Source organism: Qipengyuania pacifica (assembly GCF_019711555.1).
Lineage (GTDB): Bacteria > Pseudomonadota > Alphaproteobacteria > Sphingomonadales > Sphingomonadaceae > Qipengyuania > Qipengyuania pacifica.
On sequence record NZ_JAIGNQ010000001.1, the window covers coordinates 852,902 to 870,220 of the forward strand.

The following is a 17,319-nucleotide window of genomic DNA, read 5'->3' on the forward strand; positions in this document are numbered from 1 at the left end:
TCAAAATAAAATACGAAAGTCCTTTACTATTTTTTCCTGATCGATAGGACCCACTCATGACGGAAGACGAGGACACTCTCGCACTCGACAATGTCATCACCGACGATGATCGAGCGATCTTCATGATGGACGAGATCAGTCGCGCCGCGCGCAAGGCATTCGATGACCGGGCACAGCCGCTTGGCCTCAATCGTACGCAGTGGCGTGTGCTGGCGCAGCTCATCAAAGATCCTGCCCTGAACCAGACCGACATCGCTAGGCGTCTCGAACTCGAATCCGCCACCATTGGCTTGGCGGTCACCGCCTTGACCCAGAAAGGCTTTATCGAGCGCCGCCGTGACCCGGCGGACGGGCGGTCTTGGAGTCTCGGCCTGACGAGACGGGTTGAGGAAATACTCCCTGACCTCAGACGGGCCGCAGACGCGACCCACCTGCGAATATGGAGCGGAATGACGCCGCAACAGAAGAGTACTTTGCATTCGCTTTTGGAGATGGTCAGCGAAAACGTACGGCGGGATGCTCTCTGATGGCAGACATGCCGCCTTCGCGCATGAGTGACCGGAAGCGGCTTGCGCAGGTCATAGCAATTCTCGGCCGTCACGGGCTGGGCGGCATCGTGTCCGCGTTGGGATCCGGCCGATCTCAAACCAATGCACATCCGACGCGCCCGGAAGCCCTGGTCGAGGCACTGCGCGAACTGGGACCAGTCGCGACCAAGCTTGGCCAGATCCTCGCGATGCGAAGCGATCTCTTGGGGCCGGATTGGACGGCAGCGCTATCGCAGCTGCACGATCGCGTTCCGGGTGTACCGTTCGAGCGTGTCGAGGCTCCGCTCACCCATGCTCTCGGGGAAGACTCCGGCCAGTATTTTCGTGAGCTGGATCGGGAGCCGATCGCGGCGGGCTCTATAGCGCAGGTGCACGCAGGAATACGGAGCGACGGCGTACCGGTCATCGTCAAGATCCGGCGACCGGGAATCGAAAGTGTCGTGGATGCCGACATGCGTTTACTGCGGCGCATTGCCCGATTGGCACAACGCGCCAGTCCCCTTGTCGAAAGACAGAGGCCCGATGAGCTGTTGCGGTTCTTCGCCGAAAGCCTCGATCGTGAGATGGATCTGGGCGCTGAAGCACGCGCGAGTGCGGAGATCGGCAGCTATCTTGCACGGTTCGGGATCGAGACAGCCCACTTCGACAACGAGGTGAGCGGGCGCAGTCTCAATGTCCAGGAGCGGGTCGACGCGATCCCGGCGACCGACTTGGCCACACTGAGGGACGCCGGCGTGGATTTTACGTCCGTCGCGCGCGGCTATTCACGCGCGGTGCTGAGCATGATAATCTTCAACGGTCGCTTCCACGCCGATCCGCATCCGGGCAATGTGCTGATCCGCCCCGACGGGACCTTGGTGTTCATCGACTTTGGCGCGGTAGGCACTCTGCTGCCAGAGCGGCGGGACGAACTGGTGCGCCTGTCACTGGCGATCGCCGGAGAAGATATCGACGATCTGGTCGATGTTCTCCTTCAGTGGGCAGGCAATCCGGCGGTCGATCGTGAGGCGCTGAAGGCATCGCTTAATCAATTGGTCGGCAAGTTTCGCAACACGCTTCTCGACCAGATCGACCTGTCTGGCATTTTCGCCGATGTATTCGATCTTCTGCGGACTTACCAACTGGCCCTACCCGGCGACCTCGCCTTGATGCTGCGCACGCTGCTCACCGCCGAGGGGTTCGTACGCCGTCTTGACCCGCGCTTCGACATAACGTCCGAACTTGCTCCGATCGGCAAACAACTGCTGATGGAGCGCGCCAGCCTGGCAAACCTGCGCGGAAATGCCCGGCGGACAGCATCGACGCTGATACGCGCGCTTCTCGGCACCCCGGAGATCGTCGAGAACCTGGCGTCGATCGCTCGCCGCGGACAGCTGCCGATCCGGTTGGATCCTCAGGATCTTGCGCGACTGGAAAGGCCGTCAGGTGCGGCGCCCATGCGTTCCAGCGACCTGATTGCGGCAGCGCTCATCGTATCGGCAGCTATCCTGGCAGACCTATCGATAATTGCAGCCATTGGCTGTGCCTTGGCGGCGCTGACATTCTTTTTTCTTGCCCGGAGGCCGCGCTCGTGAACGAGGATCGCCTGTTGCTTCCTGGTGCCGACGGCCTGACGCTTGTCGCAAGTACATTCGGACCGGCTGACGGTTTCCCTGTGCTTCTGGCTCATGGAGGCGGACAGACACGGCGCGCCTGGAGAAAGGTCGGCACTCGCCTGGGCCGGGCCGGATACCGAGCGATTGCCCTCGATCTCAGAGGGCATGGCGAAAGTCCATGGTCCCCGACCGGCGCTTATGATGTGCACGATTTCGGCCGGGATCTCGTTGCAGTTGCGCAGAGTTTCGAGCGCAATCCGGCGCTGATCGGTGCGTCGCTGGGAGGATTGGCGGGCCTTGTGGCCGAGGGCACGATCGCGCCCGGCACGTTCGCCTCGCTAACCCTCGTAGACATTACGCCGCAAATGGAAGCGAACGGGGTCGCGCGGGTCCTCGGCTTCATGGCGCAGCACGCCCGAGAAGGGTTCGAATCGCCCGAGCACGCTTCCGCTTCAATCGCAGCATATCTGCCGCACCGCGAGAGACGGCAAAGTTCCTCGGGATTGAAGAGTTATCTTCGAAAGGCACGGGACGGGCGGTATTATTGGCACTGGGATCCGGCATTCGTCGAGAACGTTACGCGCCGACGCACCATTACCGACGACGTTTCCGCCGGGTCGACCGAGCTTGTTCAGGCTGCGTCGGCGCTGTCGCTCCCGGTCCATCTCGTGCGCGGTGGATCTAGCGACCTTGTTTCTCCCGAAGGCGCCGCTGAATTCCGGAAACTGGTTCCCCATGCAAAATTCAGCGATATCGCTGGTGCGTCGCATATGGTCGCGGGCGACGAGAACGATGCGTTCGGCGACGCAGTACAGCGTTTCCTGGTCGAAACTCACCCTGTAAAACTGTGACCCTAATGATTGCGCCACAAGGCCAACCTCGGTCAGGTACTGTGGCGGACACCCTAGGAGCACGCGGGGCGCGAACTTTCAATGTTTCGGCACCTCTGCCGGACGGAAAAATCCCTGTTTGCGTGCAAGATGGAAACTAACGCAAACTTTTCCTTAGTGGGGTGGATCGTTGGCATTCTGATGCTTGCCACCATCGCTTTTGCGGTGTGGCTTCTCGATCCCACGCCCAATCAGGAAACATATCTCGTCAGGTTTGATCGCTCCGTGGAAGGCCTTCAGCCGGGGTCGACCGTAACATTGTCGGGTGTTCCTGTGGGTCGGGTAACATCGGTCCGCCTGGCGGAAAATGGACCGGGAAACGTTCTCGTTGTGCTGACTCTCGATCCTGATGCAGCGAAAGTTGACGGCCTTGAAGCGACAATCAGTACCAACCTGATAACCGGCGAGGCCGCGCTGGTGCTCGAGGGTCGAAGGGGCCGTCAAGGCATATACGCCGACAATTCAGGAAGGAAGATCATCCCGGCCTCGGACGGAACCGGACTTTTTGGGGGGAATGCGACCGCTACCGTCGAGAGCGTGGCAAACAGTGTCCGCGCTTTGAACGAAGGACTGGAACCAGAAAAGCAGCGGGCGATCACCTCGGATCTTGCCCGGCTTCGAGTCACGACGGCCGATCTGGCATCGGACGCGGAAGGATGGGACGAAGATTTGGCCTCAACAAAAGGAAGACTGTCGGACTTGCGGCAACGGGTCGGTGGATGGGGAAATGATCTTCGAGACGCAGATCGCCGAATTTCCGACGGAAGCGCTTCCACCAGCGCGCGAAGACGTCTTCGCCAATTCCGCGAAGGGGTACAGAACGCTGAGAATAAGCTTTCCCAGGCAAAGAGCGGCATTCCGGCGATCGAAAATTCTCTGATCGAAGGGGAAGCGGTCTTTCGCGGACTCAGTCGCGACCTCGGGCCTGTCAGAGAGAAAATCGAAGATGTCGAGGTCAGGGGAATGACATCAGATCCTCCTCTCCCAGACTATCGGGCTGGGAGAAGAGACGCTGGAGCGAATTCCGAACATTAAAAGTGAGCCTAACGAACGACGGCTCTCGGAGAGAGAGCACAGCTCGTTGAATGGCGGAAAGGAGGGCGCTTAGCGGACATCAATCTTGGCTGGTTTCCCGGGCGCAAAAATGCATTCTAGAGTCCCCAAAAAGGCATCGAACCAATGCATTAGACGGCATTTGCGGGCCTTTTGCGGGCTCTTCGCACAAACCGAATTACTTAAACATCTGAAAAAAGGTAAAAAATGAGACCGAATGTGATGCCTCTTCTGGCACCATCTTTCGGAAACTAACGCAAAATAGCGATGTGAGCTTAGGCACCTAAGGCCGGGGTCATCTGAAGAAGGCTTCAGCAAGCTCGTTGTTCGGCGCTGCATGTCGCCGGTGCCACGTCCCGCCAGGCTGGCGCGGTGAAATCAGCTTCAGCTAATCGCATCGTGCTTGGTTATCCGAAGTGTTGATTGACCTTCTGCACAATTCTACCTTGCCTGACTTAAGTTAGTTGCTCCCGCTTTGACACCGGCCTGCCGGGCAGATAGCGAAGCGTGGAACAAACAGGGACTATCCGTGCGCACCGAACTATTCCTCAAAGGCAGGCTTCGACACGATCTCAGCGCGGATGAGAAGCGCGCTCTCGAGGATGCTGTCGTCGATGTCGTCAAACTCGATCCGCGCAAGACATTGGTTGAGCGGGGCGAGCGGATAGAGAATTCCTATTATATCATCGAAGGGACGATGCTCCGGCATATCGATGATCGCCGGGGCGAACGCCAGCTGGTCGGTTTGAACGTCACGGGCGATTTCGTCGACCTGCACGGTTTTCCCATGAAACGGCTCGATCACAATGTCGCATCGCTCGATACTGTAACCTTGGCTAAAGTGCCGCACACGGCGATCGCCCGGCTGGTCGAGCGTTTCCCGCATCTGGCCCGGGCGATGTGGTTTTCGACCTTGCTCGACGCGGCCATGCATCGGGAATGGATATTCCGTTTGGGGCGCCTCAATGCCGAGGGGCGGATCGCGCATCTGGTTTCGGAGATAATCGAGCGGCTCAAGTTCGTCGGGCGGTTTGATGGCACCAATCTGCCGGTTCCGCTGTTGCAGCGCGATTATGCAGAAGCGTGCGGTATAACCTCGGTCCACGCCAATCGCAGCTTCAGAAACCTTCGTGAACGCGGAATTCTCGATCCGCAGGGCGATGGCAGGATTGTCATCCAAGACGAGGCGGCATTGAACAAGCTGGGCGAGTTCGATGGAGACTATCTGTATGGCGACGGCGACTTGGCGCTGGACACACTGGACGACCGTTAGGCACCAAACTGGCGGTAGAGGTCCGTTATTTCGCGGGCCATTCTGTCGGCCGAAAACCGTTGCTCGAACGTCTTGCGGATGATGGCGGGGTCAAGGTCGCGAACTTCGGGAAGACGATTGAGCGCCTCCTCAACCGAATTGACGATAATGCCCGTTACCCCATCATCGACGATTTCGCGGACACTACCCTCATCCCATCCGATAACCGGAGTTCCGCATGCCATGGCTTCGATCATGACGAGGCCGAACGGTTCAGGCCAGTCGATCGGGAACATCAGGGCCAGTGCGTTCGACAGAAAACCTTGCTTCTGATCGTCCGTGACATTGCCCACGTGCTGAATAGCGGCATCAAGATGCGGTTTAACGACGTCGTCGAAGTATGTTGGATTGCCGGGGTCTACCGGCCCCGCAAGTTTTAGGGTCAGACCGCTCTGCCTGGCGAGCGCGATGGCGCGATCGGGACGTTTCTGGTCAGTCATTCGCCCGAGGAAGGCGAGGTACTCAGTGCCGCTGCCTCCGAAGGCGTACCGGTCAAGCGGTATGCCGTGATGCACCACTCCCGCCAAGTTGGCGCGAGGCACGTCCAAGGCTTGCCGCCGAGAAATTGCAATGACCCGTTCCTTCGGGAAGCTCTTAAAATGTCGCACGTGATCTGGTTCGTCCGCTCGCCAGTGAACCGTGCGAAATGTCGGAACCCCTAGCGCAGCACATACTCCGCTCGCATGAGCCGAGCCGTGGAGGTGTACGACGTCGAACTGCGCAGCGCGCGTTACGAGATCGGCGAGTTGTTCCGCCTCCAATTCTGCCGGGAAGCCCGGCGTCAATTTTCCATATGTGTCGGAAGATGCGGAGGCTGAGCGATAGCTCCCGACTATTTCGACGTCCGTTAGCCTACTGTCGCAAGGCGCGAACACAGTGACCTCATGCCCCGCTTTGGCCTGCGCCGTAGCAAGATCGGCGACGACACGCTCTGTCCCGCCATACGTCTTCGGCGGGACGGGATAAATCACGGGTGCGACATGAGCTATACGCATAGAACTAACATAGATTGCCTGCTATTTCAGGAACTTAGCATGTATAAGTGAATCCTACCCTTTGGAAAGGGTCTTCACATGTTCATTTGTCATGTTGCGCTCCAAGGGTGCCTCACTTTGCAGGATGTTCCCTATGGGCTGACGGCGGACACCGGCGGTCATATCAAATATCTGCTGGAGCTTGCTGACGCGAGCGCAAAAGATCCGCACGTTCACCGCATCGATCTCGTGACGCGAGGGTTTGTGGATTCACGACTTGGCGAAAAATTTCGACCCGGTGAGAGCGAGCGTGATCACAAGGTGCGTCTCGTCCGGATTGCCGATGGCGAGGAAGCTTACCTTCCCAAGGAAGACCTGCGCCATCGCCATGGCGAGCTGTGCGATTTCTTCATCGCCTATCTTCGCGGTCTCCATAGGAAACCTGATCTCATCCACGCGCACTACGCCGACGCTGGCATTCTGGCTCGCCGCGCGAAGGAGGTGTTCGGCATTCCCTATGTTTTCACAGGACATTCTCTGGGAGCGGTCAAACGAGAGGCCAACGGCCGAACCAATGACGAGCTGGAACGGCGAATAGCTATTGAAGAAAGGGCCTTGGAAGCCGCCGACGCCGTGATTGCGAGTTCGCGCGACGAGGCTGAAGCCCAGTATGCGCATTACCGTTCGATCCCTGCGGGACGGATCCGGGTCATTCCCCCTGGCTGCGAATTGGAACGCTTCGAAGGAGCGGCACCAAACGCGAAGGTGCAGCAAGAGGTTGAGCGCTTTTTACGAGATCCGAAAAAGCCCATAATTCTGGCCATCGCCCGTCCGGTCCGAAAGAAAAATCTGATTGGGCTTGTCGAAGCATATGCGTCCAACCCGTCTCTTCAAGACCGTGCGAACTTGGTTATCGTTGCCGGTTGCCGGAGCAGGATTACCGATCTCGAGCCTGAATGTCGGTCGATCTGCGAGGAGCTTATCCGCGCGGTCGATTCGCACGATCTGTACGGGAAGGTCGCCTATCCCAAATCGCACGAGCCCGAAGACATCCCGGCCTATTATGCTCTTGCCCGGGAGAGTGGCGGCGTTTTCGTAAACCCAGCACTGAATGAGCCATTTGGTCTGACCCTGCTCGAAGCGGCTGCTGCGCGTCTGCCGGTAGTTGCTACCGATAGTGGAGGGCCCAACGATATCGTGGAGCGCTGCAAGAACGGTCTTCTGGTTTGTCCCAAAGATCCAGCGGGGATTGCCGGTGCCTGTCTCGAGATTATCTCCAATCGACGCGAATGGATTCGATACGCATCGGCGGGAGGCGATGCAGTCGCCGCCTACGACTGGGAAGCTCACACGGACATCTATCACAAGCTGATCCGCGAGCTGGTTGAGCCTCAGAAGCCGCGCAGCGAGCATCGACGGCTTCTTGTCTGCGACATCGACAATACCCTGCTGGGCGATCGGGCGGCGCTGCGCGAATTTCTCGACTGGCAAATTCAGAACTCATCCAAGATTGCGTTGGGGATTGCTACCGGGCGCAGCTTCCACAGCGCTCAGGCCATACTTGCAGCAGAAGGAGTTCCCACGCCGAACGTCATCATCAGCAGCGTGGGCAGCCAAATTCATTGGTATGATCCCGCGACGCGAAGCTATGCGGAAGACAGCGCATGGGCAAAGTACGTGGCGCGGGATTGGCGAGGTGAAGCAATAGAATGCTTGGCCAGAGACCTGGGCCTTCGCCCCCAGGCGCCTCTCGAACAGCGCGTCGGCAAGGCGAGTTATTTCCTCGACGATCACGATCCGGAAGAAATCCGCCGAACCATGCACGACGCCGGTTTGGATATCGAGATCGTCGCCAGTCATGGCCGATATCTGGATATCCTGGCCAGAGGCGTGGGAAAGCACGCCGCCGTTCTGCATGTTGCGGATGCGCTGGGCATGACGCAATCGCAAGTAGTCGTGGCAGGCGACAGCGGGAACGACCGGGCCATGCTCCGCGCATGTCCTCATCCCATCATCGTCGGCAACTGGAGTGACGGCCTCGGCGATGATCCCGCGCTTTCCCATGCCTATATGGCATCTGCTACCCACGCTGGGGGAGTGCTCGAGGGGGTCCGCCACTACAGCGAGGCCGGGCATTGGCAATGACGTACCGCTCGGTATCTGTGCTCACGCTTGTGCGGGGTCGCCAAGTGCATCTGGATCATCTGATTGCCGGTCTGCACGCGCAGGCGAGAATGCCGGACGAACTGGTCGTCGCTTTCATGCAGGACGTAGCACCTCGAGTTCCTCCAGACTGTCCTTTCCCTATTCGTCTGGTGCAAATCGAAGGCGATGCCCTCCCGCTGGCCAAAGCGCGAAACCACGCGGCCGATCTGGCGGAAGGCGAAATTCTGGCCTTTCTAGATGTCGATTGCATCCCTGATCGAAATTTTGTGAAACGCGCGATCGAAGCCGTCGACCAACTTCCCGATGGCGTCTTTCTGCCCGAGGTCCGCTACCTTCCAGGCAATCCGGACGGCTGGCTGGATCACACGCAGCGCGCGCCTGATGTCACCAAACTCGAATGGGCAGGCAAGCGCCACCCGGCGAAGCCCGACCTTTCCATGTGCGCAACCAGGGCCATACATGACTTTGGTGAAATCTGGGGTCTTGCCTTTATCCTTACAGCAAAGACCTGGGACAGCGCAGGAGGCATGGATGAACGATACGTCGGCTATGGCGCGGAAGAAACGGATTTCGGTCGCCGCCTCGAAAGAGCGGGAGCCGAACTTTACTGGCTGGGGGGTACGGTATGTTACCACCAGCATCACACAATCAACAAACCGCCTCTCCAGCATTTCGAGAGCATTGTCCGCAATGCGACGCTTTTTCACGAGTGCTGGCATCAGTGGTGCATGGATTACTGGCTGGACGATTTCGCACGTCGCGGATTGATAGAGCGTGATGCGGATAAGCTGACCGTGATCCGCCAGCCAACGGCGTCAGAGATTGCCAAGACAACGCAGGGGCCGGAAGTCCGTTTCAGTTAGCCCATAAACGGCGCGCTTCGCTTTCCAGCCATTGCGCCGCCTTCTGCGCAGCCTCCTCGTCGTGAAGGGTCGCGAGCCTCGAAACATCCAGCCCGTCCGTGTTTGCGAGCGCACGTTGCCAGTCTGGTATCGAAGCTGGCCAGGTGTTGAGGTGGATGGCGGCACCTACTCGGGCCAACTCGGCAGCCTTGGCCTGTTGTTCATCGAAGTATCGCCACTCTGGAATGCAGAGGAAAGGCTTGGCCGCTCTCGCGATCTCATGGACCGTATTATCGCCGGCCGATGCAACGACCCGGTCTGCCGCACACAGAAACTCCGTCAGATTATCGATCCATCCGAGTTCGCGCAAGTTGCCGAAATCCGTTTCATGTCCTTCGCGGTGGACGGGGCCTGCAACGAGCCACAGACCCTCGGGTTCTGCCCGGGCAGCCACGGTTAACGGAGCGTATGGAGTACCCGATCCACCACCGCCTGCGATCACCAACGTAATGGGCTTGTCGAGCGGCAGGTCCAGCCGTTTGCGGGCTTCGTCTCGCGTGAGGATTGGATCTTTCGTGGTACAGAGGCCGCCAGTGTAAAAGGTGCGCGAGCGAGCCCAGTCAGGGTAGCTATCCTGTTCAATGGCGTCGTCGAACGGCGCGAGCATGCCCACACAGGCTTTGTATCCCGCGAGATGACCAATGTCTGACCGATCGCCATGCATGCGGATCGTGACGGCTGGTACGCTCATGATGCGCGAAAGAAGCGCGATTTCCGCGGATACATCGATGACGAAAAGGGCCGGATCGATGGCCCGTAAGGTTTGGGCGACAATGCCCATATGATCGCGCATCTCGTCTACGCCTAGCGGAACGCAATGCAGAACGGATGGTGTCGCCTGATTGTGCAAGGCTTTGGATCGCGATGGCGCGCCGATCATGTCCGGGAGCCGGACGAGCTCAGCCTCGCGAGGTAGGCTTTCAAACTGCTCCGGCTTCGCAGTCAAAATGGTGATAGGTCTTTCGGGAGGAATGTGTTTGGAGATCGCCATTATCCGGTTGGCGTGGCCCCGGCCCTGATGATGGGCGAAGAAGGCAATCGGTTTCTGGTTCAAGGGGTATCACCCTCCGGGGCAGCAAGACTGTCGGCGCCAGCTATCGAGTCCTTGCTCCGACCTAGCGACCAGTTCTCCGCGACCCGCACCTTCGGGTTGGGTGCACACCAGATTTCGCCGCCCTCATCCAGCGCAGTCACCCATATCAGATTATGCTCCGCGCCATAATCGATCACTGCGAAAGCCAGCCCCGCGCCTTTGCCGATCACATGAACCGGAAGGGGCGTCTGCAATTGCGTGAACATTCAAGCAGTACCCTTTGCTGTTACGACATGGGCTCTTACGAACCTGGCGGATGATGCCGCACTTATCGGTCCAAAATACGGATTGCGTCGATCGTAGCGACTGAGCGAATATCGCCTCCATTGAGTTCCTTCACACAACAAAGATCATGTGGAATTATCATGAGAACACCAAGACATACGTCTCGAAAGGAGGCGCAACTTATGTTGTGCGCAAGGCGGCGGCCGACGTGGCACTGAAGGCATATGACGAAATCGAGCGACACCGCCGAGCTTGCCGGAGAGCGTACCGATCTGGCTGAGGACCGCACCGTGCTAGCGAATGAAAGAACATTTGCGGGCTGGATGCGAACAGGTCTTGCAGCGGTTGGCATCGGCTTGGGATTCAATGCCTTGTTTGGAAAGATGGAACCCTCTTGGTTGCCCAAGGCAATCGCATCCTGCTTCATCCTGTCTGGGATGGTGATATTCTACCTCGCGGAGCGTAATTCCTGCAGCGTTCTCGAGCGGCTGGACGCTCATTCTGTCCAGCCCCTGAGGCGGATGAACCTGCGGCTGGTCGCCAGTCTGATGGGAACCGGTTCGGTCGTTTTGCTGGGAGGTATGTGGTTCCTGTTGTGAATTGTCCGGGGATTATGACGCACTCCCCCGTTGATCTCACAATGTCGGTGGTATCGAGAACGCTTACGCTTTTACGAGCACGAAGGAGATGTTGTCGCGCCCGTCTCGCTCGAGTGCATTCCTGAGCAATCGATCAGCCATGGCATCGATCGGCTCCTCGTTGCGAAGATCGTCACTGACAAACGAGCGGGAAAGGCCGTCAGAGCACAAAAGCAACAGATCGCCCGCACGCACTTCGATCTCCCGCACGTCCAGATCTATACTGCTGGCAATGCCGAGCGCTCTGGTGATGACATTGGCCCGAGGGTGTCCTGCCGCTTCGTCGGCGGCGATTTCGCCCACTTCGACCAGTTCCTGTACAAGGCTATGGTCTCGGGTCAGAAGCTCCACTTTCCCGTCTCTCAAACGATAGGCGCGACTGTCGCCGGCCCACCAGATGCGCGCGCAGTCATCAAATATTTTCAGTGCGACGATTGTCGTCCCGCTTTTTCCGCCAGCCTCTTCAAGGATCGAGCCATTCGCCGCTTCGATGGCAGCGCGAATGGCCGCCGGTTCCTGTACCTGCGGCAAACCTCCAAGATGGGCAATGACGGTCTCTGCAGCGAGACTGCCGTTCACATGACCGCCCATGCCGTCGGCGATTGCCCATAACCGGGAATCCGGACGATCGAGGATGCGGTCCTCGTTAAGAGTGCGGAACCGTCCGACATGGCTGCGGCTTACGGATTGAATATCCGACGAAGCCAGCGGATCGCTCTCTTTCCGATGCCGGAAGAACCTGCTCAGTCGCATTTATCAGCAACCGTTTCCGCTTCGTCGTAGGCCACAACGAAGGCGCGGTCGAGCGCGCCCGGCACACCGTCGGCAATCTCGGAACAAAGTTCGGCATGACGCTCGCGTAGTTGTTCCAAGGCTGACTGAGAGCGCGTCTGAAGCAACGTCTTGCGCCGAGAACCCGACCCGTTCAGTCGATCCGGATTCAAATGGTTGATCGCTGCGCGCAGGCTCCCCCGCATGCCTGCAAAGGTAGCGACGAGATGCCGTTTGACGTCGCGAAACGAAGCCTGGAGCGCTGTAGGACCGGACATGAAGCCGGTTGATTCCGCAAGCAGGAGGTCGACGGCGAGCCTTTGGGACGGTGCCCATTTGAAAGGATTGTTGTCCTGGCCCGACATGGTTGTCCGGTTGAGGCTGTATCTTTGCCGCGCAGCATTGCGTTCGGACATAAGGTCGCCAATTCCAAGGACCATCTGGCGGTAAAGTGCGCCCGCGCGGCGCATGATCTCATCGGGGTCTTCGCTGGACAATAGCGAGGCATCGAGTTGGGCGCCCTGACAGAAAGCTTCCAGAAGCGTTCCGCTGGCAGGTGTCGATTGATCTGTCGGATCGTCCCATTCGCTGGGAACGTCGGTCGATGTGCCAAGCGGAGGAGTAAGAACCATCGTGCGATCTGCTGCGCCGGAAGGCGATGCGGCAAGGGGCGCAGGAGCGATGACTATGCGGAACCGTCCCAGCCTCAAGGTTGCCGGCAGAGAGAGCACGAATTCGGCCTCGTCCGGATAACGGGCGCCGCTGAAGTCGTCATAAACGCCGTTCGCTCCGCTGACATGGAGCGACAGGCCATTGTCCGAGATCCGAAGTTCGCAATGATTGCGTGACACTTCGCAAGTGGGGTCCGCAATGCTCCAGTCGGCAGCAGCATCCCGTCCGATCGTGAGGCTTCCCGTAGCAAACAGCCGTGCGTCGATCGGTTGGACTGCGTCGTCGACATCGAACAGTTGAAGCATGTACATTGCGATGCTCCTACGCCGCGATCCGGGTAGCAAGAACCGCGGTATCGGACGGTTTCGAGGCGCTGGCACTGCGCACCTCAGCGGTGGATGCTGCGCGGTTGAAGGCATCGAAAGCCTCGCCCACCTCGTCCCGGCGCTGATGTGAAATGCGAGTGGTCAGATCGCCCGCCGTCATTTCGTCCAGCGCCTTTCGCAGGCGACGCAATGGACGCGCCACAAACGCGCCGCTTAGATATCCAATAAGCAGGACTACGGCCATGACAGTGGCCGAAAGCCCTGCGAACAGAGCTTTGGATGTAGAAAGGGCCGCATTAAGCGCGTCGCGTTTTAGCACCAGGTCTACCGTTCCGAACCGGACCCCCGCATAGTTCACTGGATGAACAAAGCGCATGCCACCGCCATCCGCTTCGGACACATTTGTGACGCGCCGATCCGGCTGTTCCAGGATTGCGTCCTCCGCGTCATGACTCTGATAGCGCCTGCCGAGGAGTTGCGGGTTGCTGGACGCCCGGATGGTGCCATCTGCGTCGGCAACGACAATCCCGCGCATGGCGTTGTCTTGCGCGGCAGTGGTGACGAACGCCTGAAGAGCCGTCCAGTCCTGTTGCGCAGACGGCATTCCGGCGTTCTCTGCAATCGTGACGGCCGCATTGCCGGTAATGAAGGCTGCAATGCTGTTGCCGGTCGCTGCCGCCATCGTTTCGAGTGCTTGCTGCTGGCGGTGAAGAATGACGCTGACGCAAGCCGCCAAGGCGAGGGCCGTGACCAGAAAAAGCGCGATTGGAACCTTGAACCGCAAAGAAAGGCCTCGCGAAACTGCGCCTCCCTCGCGTGCGTCGTTCACTTCGCGTTCGAGCACTTGGGCGAGGGCAGTGCCGTCCGCATAACGTTGCTCGGGTTTTTTCGCGAGAAGTCTGTCTATGATCGCGCGAAATCCAGGTGGGCAATCAGTGGTGACCTCTCCGATCGGCGTGACTTTGCCCTGAGCGATCTGGATTGCGAGCACTGCCAGTTCTCCGCCGGGGAAAGCTGGTTTTCCGGTCGTCATTTCGTAGAAAACCGCCCCGAGCGAAAAGAGGTCGGAACGGGCGTCCACCGGCAGACCGAGCGCCTGTTCGGGGCTCATGTAGCGCGGTGTGCCGACAAGCTGGCCCACCTGCGTCCTCTCAAGCGCGGAAGGGTCAGCGTCGCCCATTCTCGCTACCCCGAAGTCGAGCAGTTTCACGGTCTTCCCGTCTTCGGAGATCAGAATGTTGGATGGCTTCACGTCGCGATGCACGATCCCCATGCTATGCGCATAGCCGAGGGCCTGGGCGAGTTGCAGTGCTAGGTGGAGCGTTCGTTCGTGCGGAATCCTGCCATTGGCCGCAATCCAGCGGTCGAGCGGGCGTCCGTCCACCAACTCCATCGCGATGTAGGCAATTCCGTCGGCCTCGCCCACGTCATAGATTGTCGCGATGTTGGCGTGGCTCAGGGCACCTGCGGCCCGCGCTTCGCGCAAGAAACGACTACCAATGTCTGCATTGCTGGCGAATTCGGGTTTGAGAACCTTGATGGCAACCGTACGACCGATTTCCGGATCGTGCGCACGGTAAACGTCCGCCATGGCGCCTTCGCCAAGCTTGCCCTCTATCCTGTAACGGTCGAGCCGTTCGATCATACTGTGCGCGTCCCTTCCAGCTCGATAGTCTAATCGGCAGGTGACGCGGCATTAAAGTAAAAGTCTTATCAACCAATTACTGTCGTGCCCTGACAGTTGCGGCAATCTGTTCCGCCCGGCGCAGATCAGCTGCAATCGCTTTGTTGTCTGGGTCGAGCGCAGCTGCGCGGCGGAGCAGCGCGACCGCTTGTTTCACATTGCCCTGATTGAGGGCAACAAGCCCCGCGGAGCGCGCACGACGGACAGCAGCATGATCGACAGTCTTGCGTGGCGCAGGGGCGGCTGCTGGCTTAGCTGGCTTTGCCACTTCCGTTTTTGGGCGGGCAGGTGCGGCTTTTTCCGCCTTTGGTGTCGATCGAGGGGAACTCGCTGCATTGGGTGACTGTCCGGGTATCAGAAGTTCGCGTCCGACTTCCAATGCGTCCGGCACATCTATGCCGTTATATTTCGCCAGTTGATAGGACTTGAGGCGGTTGCCAAGGAAGCGTTCAGCCAATTCCGTCATCGTTTCGCCAGATCGGACGGTGTAGCTGAAGTTTTTCGGTCCCAGATCGGTTCGGGCGTCACCTTCGATGCCCTGTAGAAGGACTTGCAGGGAAGGGTTCATCGGATTCCGGTCCAAACCTTTCCGGAGTCGTTTCTCCGCGGATCGAACCTCTCCCCGGTCAAGCAAAGCTGCAATTTCTTCGACCTCATCAGGATCGACATGTTGTATGGCCGAAGCAGGCGCTATGCTCTTTGGTCCGGACGAGCATGCGCTCAGCACCAGAATACCAAGCAGGCCCATGCCTATGTTCACGCTCCGCAAAAGGGTCGTCATGCCCGCATCCTCTCAGAAATAAGTTGTGTGTCCGGCTGCAACAATCTGTTGAGCGTCTGTTCGTCTTTGACAAAAGTCAGGAAGTCCTCGCCCGAAAGCGGCCGGGCGAAATAGAAACCCTGGAAGAAACGACATCCATGATCGCGCAGCCATAGAAATTCTTCGGCTGTTTCGACGCCTTCGGCCAATACGTTAATGCCAAGGCCCCGGCCAAGCGTAAGAATGCTGGAACAGATCGCCTGGCTTTCGCGTCGGGCATGAACGTCAGTTACGAATGCCCGGTCGATCTTTATCTTGTCGAAGGCGATGGCATTGAGCGCCGCGAAACTGGAGTAACCGGTGCCGAAATCGTCGATTGCGATTCGGATGCCCCGGGACCGCAGAGCGTCGCTGAGGCGCGCGGCGCAGTCGCCTTCGGCAAGGGCAACAGTTTCTGTCAGTTCGATCTCCAGAGCTTCCCCACCGAGATTATGTCGTGCCAGTGTCCGTTCGATCAGGAGCGGCAGGTCTGCGCCATCCAACTGTCTACCGGACACGTTGACCGCAACACGCAAATCATGTCCACCGTCGCGCCATTGGCGTACCTCTCGCGCCGCCCGGTTAAGAGCCCAAAGGCCAATTTCAGGCGACAGATCGGAAGATTCCATGATCGGAATAAAGCGGGTCGGCGGGATCAGTCCTCGCGTGGGATGGTGCCAACGGAGCAGTGCCTCTGCCCCCGACACCCGCCCTGTCGACGCGTCTATCAGAGGTTGAAACTGCATGCGCAGTTCGTCCCGTCCGACAGCCTGACGCAGATCCTGTTCTATCTGGAAGCGCTCGCGCGACTGGATCGCAGGATCGATGCTCGATACGATTTCCCGCACGTCGGTGATCAGTGGAACCGAGAATGATGACAGGGTTTGCGACAGCAAGGCTTCGGGAGCTCCGCTGTCGGACCTGAACTCTCCGGTGCGGAATGCGATTTCGGGAAAAATTTCTCTTTCGCCGTCACACCAGCGATCGCCCAATGAGTAGGCGAGTGCTTCCACCTCGGTAGTCGCCGCCGCCAACTCCATGTCCGGGCCAATCCAGATAGCCAAATGGGAGCGATCAAGCTGTGCGACGAGCTGGTCTCTTGGCACCATTGCCGTCAAACGCTCGACCATGATCAGCAACAAGCGCTCTGCCGATTCCGGGTCGAAGGCGCACAAGCGATCGTAGTCTTTCAACGCCAGGATGCCGAGTGTACCCTTTCGATCGCTCTTCATCCGCGCAATCAAGGGTTCGCGCGTCGGCAAACCCGAAATCGCGTGAGATTGCGCACGCGGCGCTGAGCTTTGGAGCGCCTGCTCCATTGCCACGATTATTTGTGACGCCCGGGTCAGAAATCCGCCGGTATGCTTTACTCCGATCAGTCCTTCAGCGCGCTTCATGGAGCCGTGTAGCTGGATGAGTTGCGGCCTGAGCCAAACGGCCAGCGCTATGCCCACCATGCCGGCGACAGCGAGAGTGATCAGGATTGCGACCATTGCTTGGGCGAGGCTTCTCGAGGCGTGGTTAAGTGGGACTGGAGCATCGCGTTAATATGGAAAGATTGAGAAAAGCTTGAAAAATCCAACCTTTGCCTAGTGCGCGCCGGTGAGAATGCTGAGTGCTTTGTGCGGGCTGGGCAAGGCGGTCGATGTTTTACCTGCCGCAATAGACGCC

16 protein-coding genes are annotated in these 17,319 nt (G+C 58.8%); 8 read left to right on the plus strand and 8 right to left on the minus strand.

The features are described 5' to 3' along the window. The first annotated feature begins 56 nt into the window (after positions 1-56). From K3177_RS04200 to K3177_RS04220, 5 genes are all read left to right on the plus strand, one after another. Complete coding sequence (locus K3177_RS04200) at positions 57-527, plus strand: MarR family winged helix-turn-helix transcriptional regulator (RefSeq protein WP_215227341.1); 471 nt, start codon at positions 57-59, stop codon at positions 525-527. Further along, positions 527-2,122, plus strand: coding sequence for an ABC1 kinase family protein (locus K3177_RS04205; protein WP_187337189.1), 1,596 nt, complete (start codon positions 527-529; stop codon positions 2,120-2,122). The genes K3177_RS04200 and K3177_RS04205 overlap by 1 nt, the downstream gene beginning before the upstream one ends. After that, on the plus strand, positions 2,119-2,994 hold the full coding sequence (locus tag K3177_RS04210; RefSeq protein WP_187335529.1) for an alpha/beta fold hydrolase: 876 nt from the start codon (positions 2,119-2,121) through the stop codon (positions 2,992-2,994). Before K3177_RS04205 ends, K3177_RS04210 begins: the two co-directional genes overlap by 4 nt. Before the next feature lie 129 nt (positions 2,995-3,123). Next, positions 3,124-4,068: an MlaD family protein gene (locus K3177_RS04215; protein ID WP_187335530.1), complete on the plus strand. Its 945-nt coding sequence runs from the start codon at positions 3,124-3,126 to the stop codon at positions 4,066-4,068. Between the two features lie 547 nt (positions 4,069-4,615). Beyond that, entirely contained in the window at positions 4,616-5,359 is a 744-nt protein-coding gene (locus K3177_RS04220) for a Crp/Fnr family transcriptional regulator (RefSeq protein WP_103025105.1), read from the plus strand. Here K3177_RS04220 and K3177_RS04225 read toward each other — a convergent pair. Beyond that, positions 5,356-6,369, minus strand: a complete 1,014-nt coding sequence (locus tag K3177_RS04225; RefSeq protein WP_345725349.1) for a glycosyltransferase family 4 protein — start codon at positions 6,367-6,369, stop codon at positions 5,356-5,358. The two genes, K3177_RS04220 and K3177_RS04225, sit on opposite strands and share 4 nt — an antisense overlap. Before the next feature lie 102 nt (positions 6,370-6,471). On the opposite strand from K3177_RS04225, the gene K3177_RS04230 reads away from it, so the two are divergent. Next, positions 6,472-8,517, plus strand: a complete 2,046-nt coding sequence (locus tag K3177_RS04230) for an HAD-IIB family hydrolase (protein WP_221597176.1) — start codon at positions 6,472-6,474, stop codon at positions 8,515-8,517. A gap of 44 nt (positions 8,518-8,561) precedes the next feature. After that, positions 8,562-9,401: a glycosyltransferase family 2 protein gene (locus tag K3177_RS04235; protein WP_345725350.1), complete on the plus strand. Its 840-nt coding sequence runs from the start codon at positions 8,562-8,564 to the stop codon at positions 9,399-9,401. Here the strand turns inward: K3177_RS04235 and K3177_RS04240 are convergent. Continuing rightward, on the minus strand, positions 9,394-10,494 hold the full coding sequence (locus K3177_RS04240; RefSeq protein WP_221597180.1) for a glycosyltransferase: 1,101 nt from the start codon (positions 10,492-10,494) through the stop codon (positions 9,394-9,396). The genes K3177_RS04235 and K3177_RS04240 overlap by 8 nt on opposite strands. Further along, positions 10,491-10,739, minus strand: coding sequence for a hypothetical protein (locus tag K3177_RS04245; RefSeq protein ID WP_221597182.1), 249 nt, complete (start codon positions 10,737-10,739; stop codon positions 10,491-10,493). Before K3177_RS04245 ends, K3177_RS04240 begins: the two co-directional genes overlap by 4 nt. 243 nt (positions 10,740-10,982) lie before the next feature. On the opposite strand from K3177_RS04245, the gene K3177_RS04250 reads away from it, so the two are divergent. Further along, positions 10,983-11,357 carry a YidH family protein gene (locus K3177_RS04250; RefSeq protein WP_221597184.1) on the plus strand — a complete coding sequence of 125 codons (375 nt, stop codon included), beginning with the start codon at positions 10,983-10,985 and terminating at the stop codon, positions 11,355-11,357. Positions 11,358-11,420: 63 nt separating this feature from the next. Here K3177_RS04250 and K3177_RS04255 read toward each other — a convergent pair whose 3' ends face one another. The 5 genes from K3177_RS04255 to K3177_RS04275 all read right to left on the minus strand — a co-directional run bounded on the left by K3177_RS04255 (position 11,421) and on the right by K3177_RS04275 (position 17,141). After that, positions 11,421-12,149 carry a PP2C family protein-serine/threonine phosphatase gene (locus K3177_RS04255; RefSeq protein ID WP_221597185.1) on the minus strand — a complete coding sequence of 243 codons (729 nt, stop codon included), beginning with the start codon at positions 12,147-12,149 and terminating at the stop codon, positions 11,421-11,423. Beyond that, the gene (tagH, locus tag K3177_RS04260) at positions 12,140-13,150 is read right to left on the minus strand and encodes a type VI secretion system-associated FHA domain protein TagH (RefSeq protein ID WP_221597186.1); all 1,011 of its coding nucleotides are present in this window, start codon (positions 13,148-13,150) and stop codon (positions 12,140-12,142) included. The genes K3177_RS04255 and tagH overlap by 10 nt, the downstream gene beginning before the upstream one ends. Positions 13,151-13,160: 10 nt before the next feature. Next, complete coding sequence (locus K3177_RS04265) at positions 13,161-14,810, minus strand: protein kinase domain-containing protein (RefSeq protein ID WP_247714214.1); 1,650 nt, start codon at positions 14,808-14,810, stop codon at positions 13,161-13,163. Positions 14,811-14,886: 76 nt separating this feature from the next. Then, complete coding sequence (locus K3177_RS04270) at positions 14,887-15,630, minus strand: LysM peptidoglycan-binding domain-containing protein (RefSeq protein WP_221597187.1); 744 nt, start codon at positions 15,628-15,630, stop codon at positions 14,887-14,889. Next, complete coding sequence (locus tag K3177_RS04275) at positions 15,627-17,141, minus strand: putative bifunctional diguanylate cyclase/phosphodiesterase (protein WP_221597188.1); 1,515 nt, start codon at positions 17,139-17,141, stop codon at positions 15,627-15,629. The genes K3177_RS04270 and K3177_RS04275 overlap by 4 nt, the downstream gene beginning before the upstream one ends. Positions 17,142-17,319 lie beyond the last annotated feature (178 nt).

Bases quoted from the DNA above. Each gene is read 5' to 3' on its own strand.
- K3177_RS04230 (WP_221597176.1), top strand. From the start codon at position 6,472: ATGTTCATTTGTCATGTTGCGCTCCAAGGGTGCCTCACTTTGCAGGAT.
- K3177_RS04205 (WP_187337189.1), top strand. From the start codon at position 527: ATGGCAGACATGCCGCCTTCGCGCATGAGTGACCGGAAGCGGCTTGCG.
- K3177_RS04265 (WP_247714214.1), bottom strand. From the start codon at position 14,810: ATGATCGAACGGCTCGACCGTTACAGGATAGAGGGCAAGCTTGGCGAA.
- K3177_RS04270 (WP_221597187.1), bottom strand. From the start codon at position 15,630: ATGACGACCCTTTTGCGGAGCGTGAACATAGGCATGGGCCTGCTTGGT.
- tagH (WP_221597186.1), bottom strand. From the start codon at position 13,150: ATGTACATGCTTCAACTGTTCGATGTCGACGACGCAGTCCAACCGATC.
- K3177_RS04250 (WP_221597184.1), top strand. From the start codon at position 10,983: ATGACGAAATCGAGCGACACCGCCGAGCTTGCCGGAGAGCGTACCGAT.
- K3177_RS04275 (WP_221597188.1), bottom strand. From the start codon at position 17,141: ATGGTCGCAATCCTGATCACTCTCGCTGTCGCCGGCATGGTGGGCATA.
- K3177_RS04215 (WP_187335530.1), top strand. From the start codon at position 3,124: ATGGAAACTAACGCAAACTTTTCCTTAGTGGGGTGGATCGTTGGCATT.
- K3177_RS04245 (WP_221597182.1), bottom strand. From the start codon at position 10,739: ATGTTCACGCAATTGCAGACGCCCCTTCCGGTTCATGTGATCGGCAAA.
- K3177_RS04200 (WP_215227341.1), top strand. From the start codon at position 57: ATGACGGAAGACGAGGACACTCTCGCACTCGACAATGTCATCACCGAC.
- K3177_RS04255 (WP_221597185.1), bottom strand. From the start codon at position 12,149: ATGCGACTGAGCAGGTTCTTCCGGCATCGGAAAGAGAGCGATCCGCTG.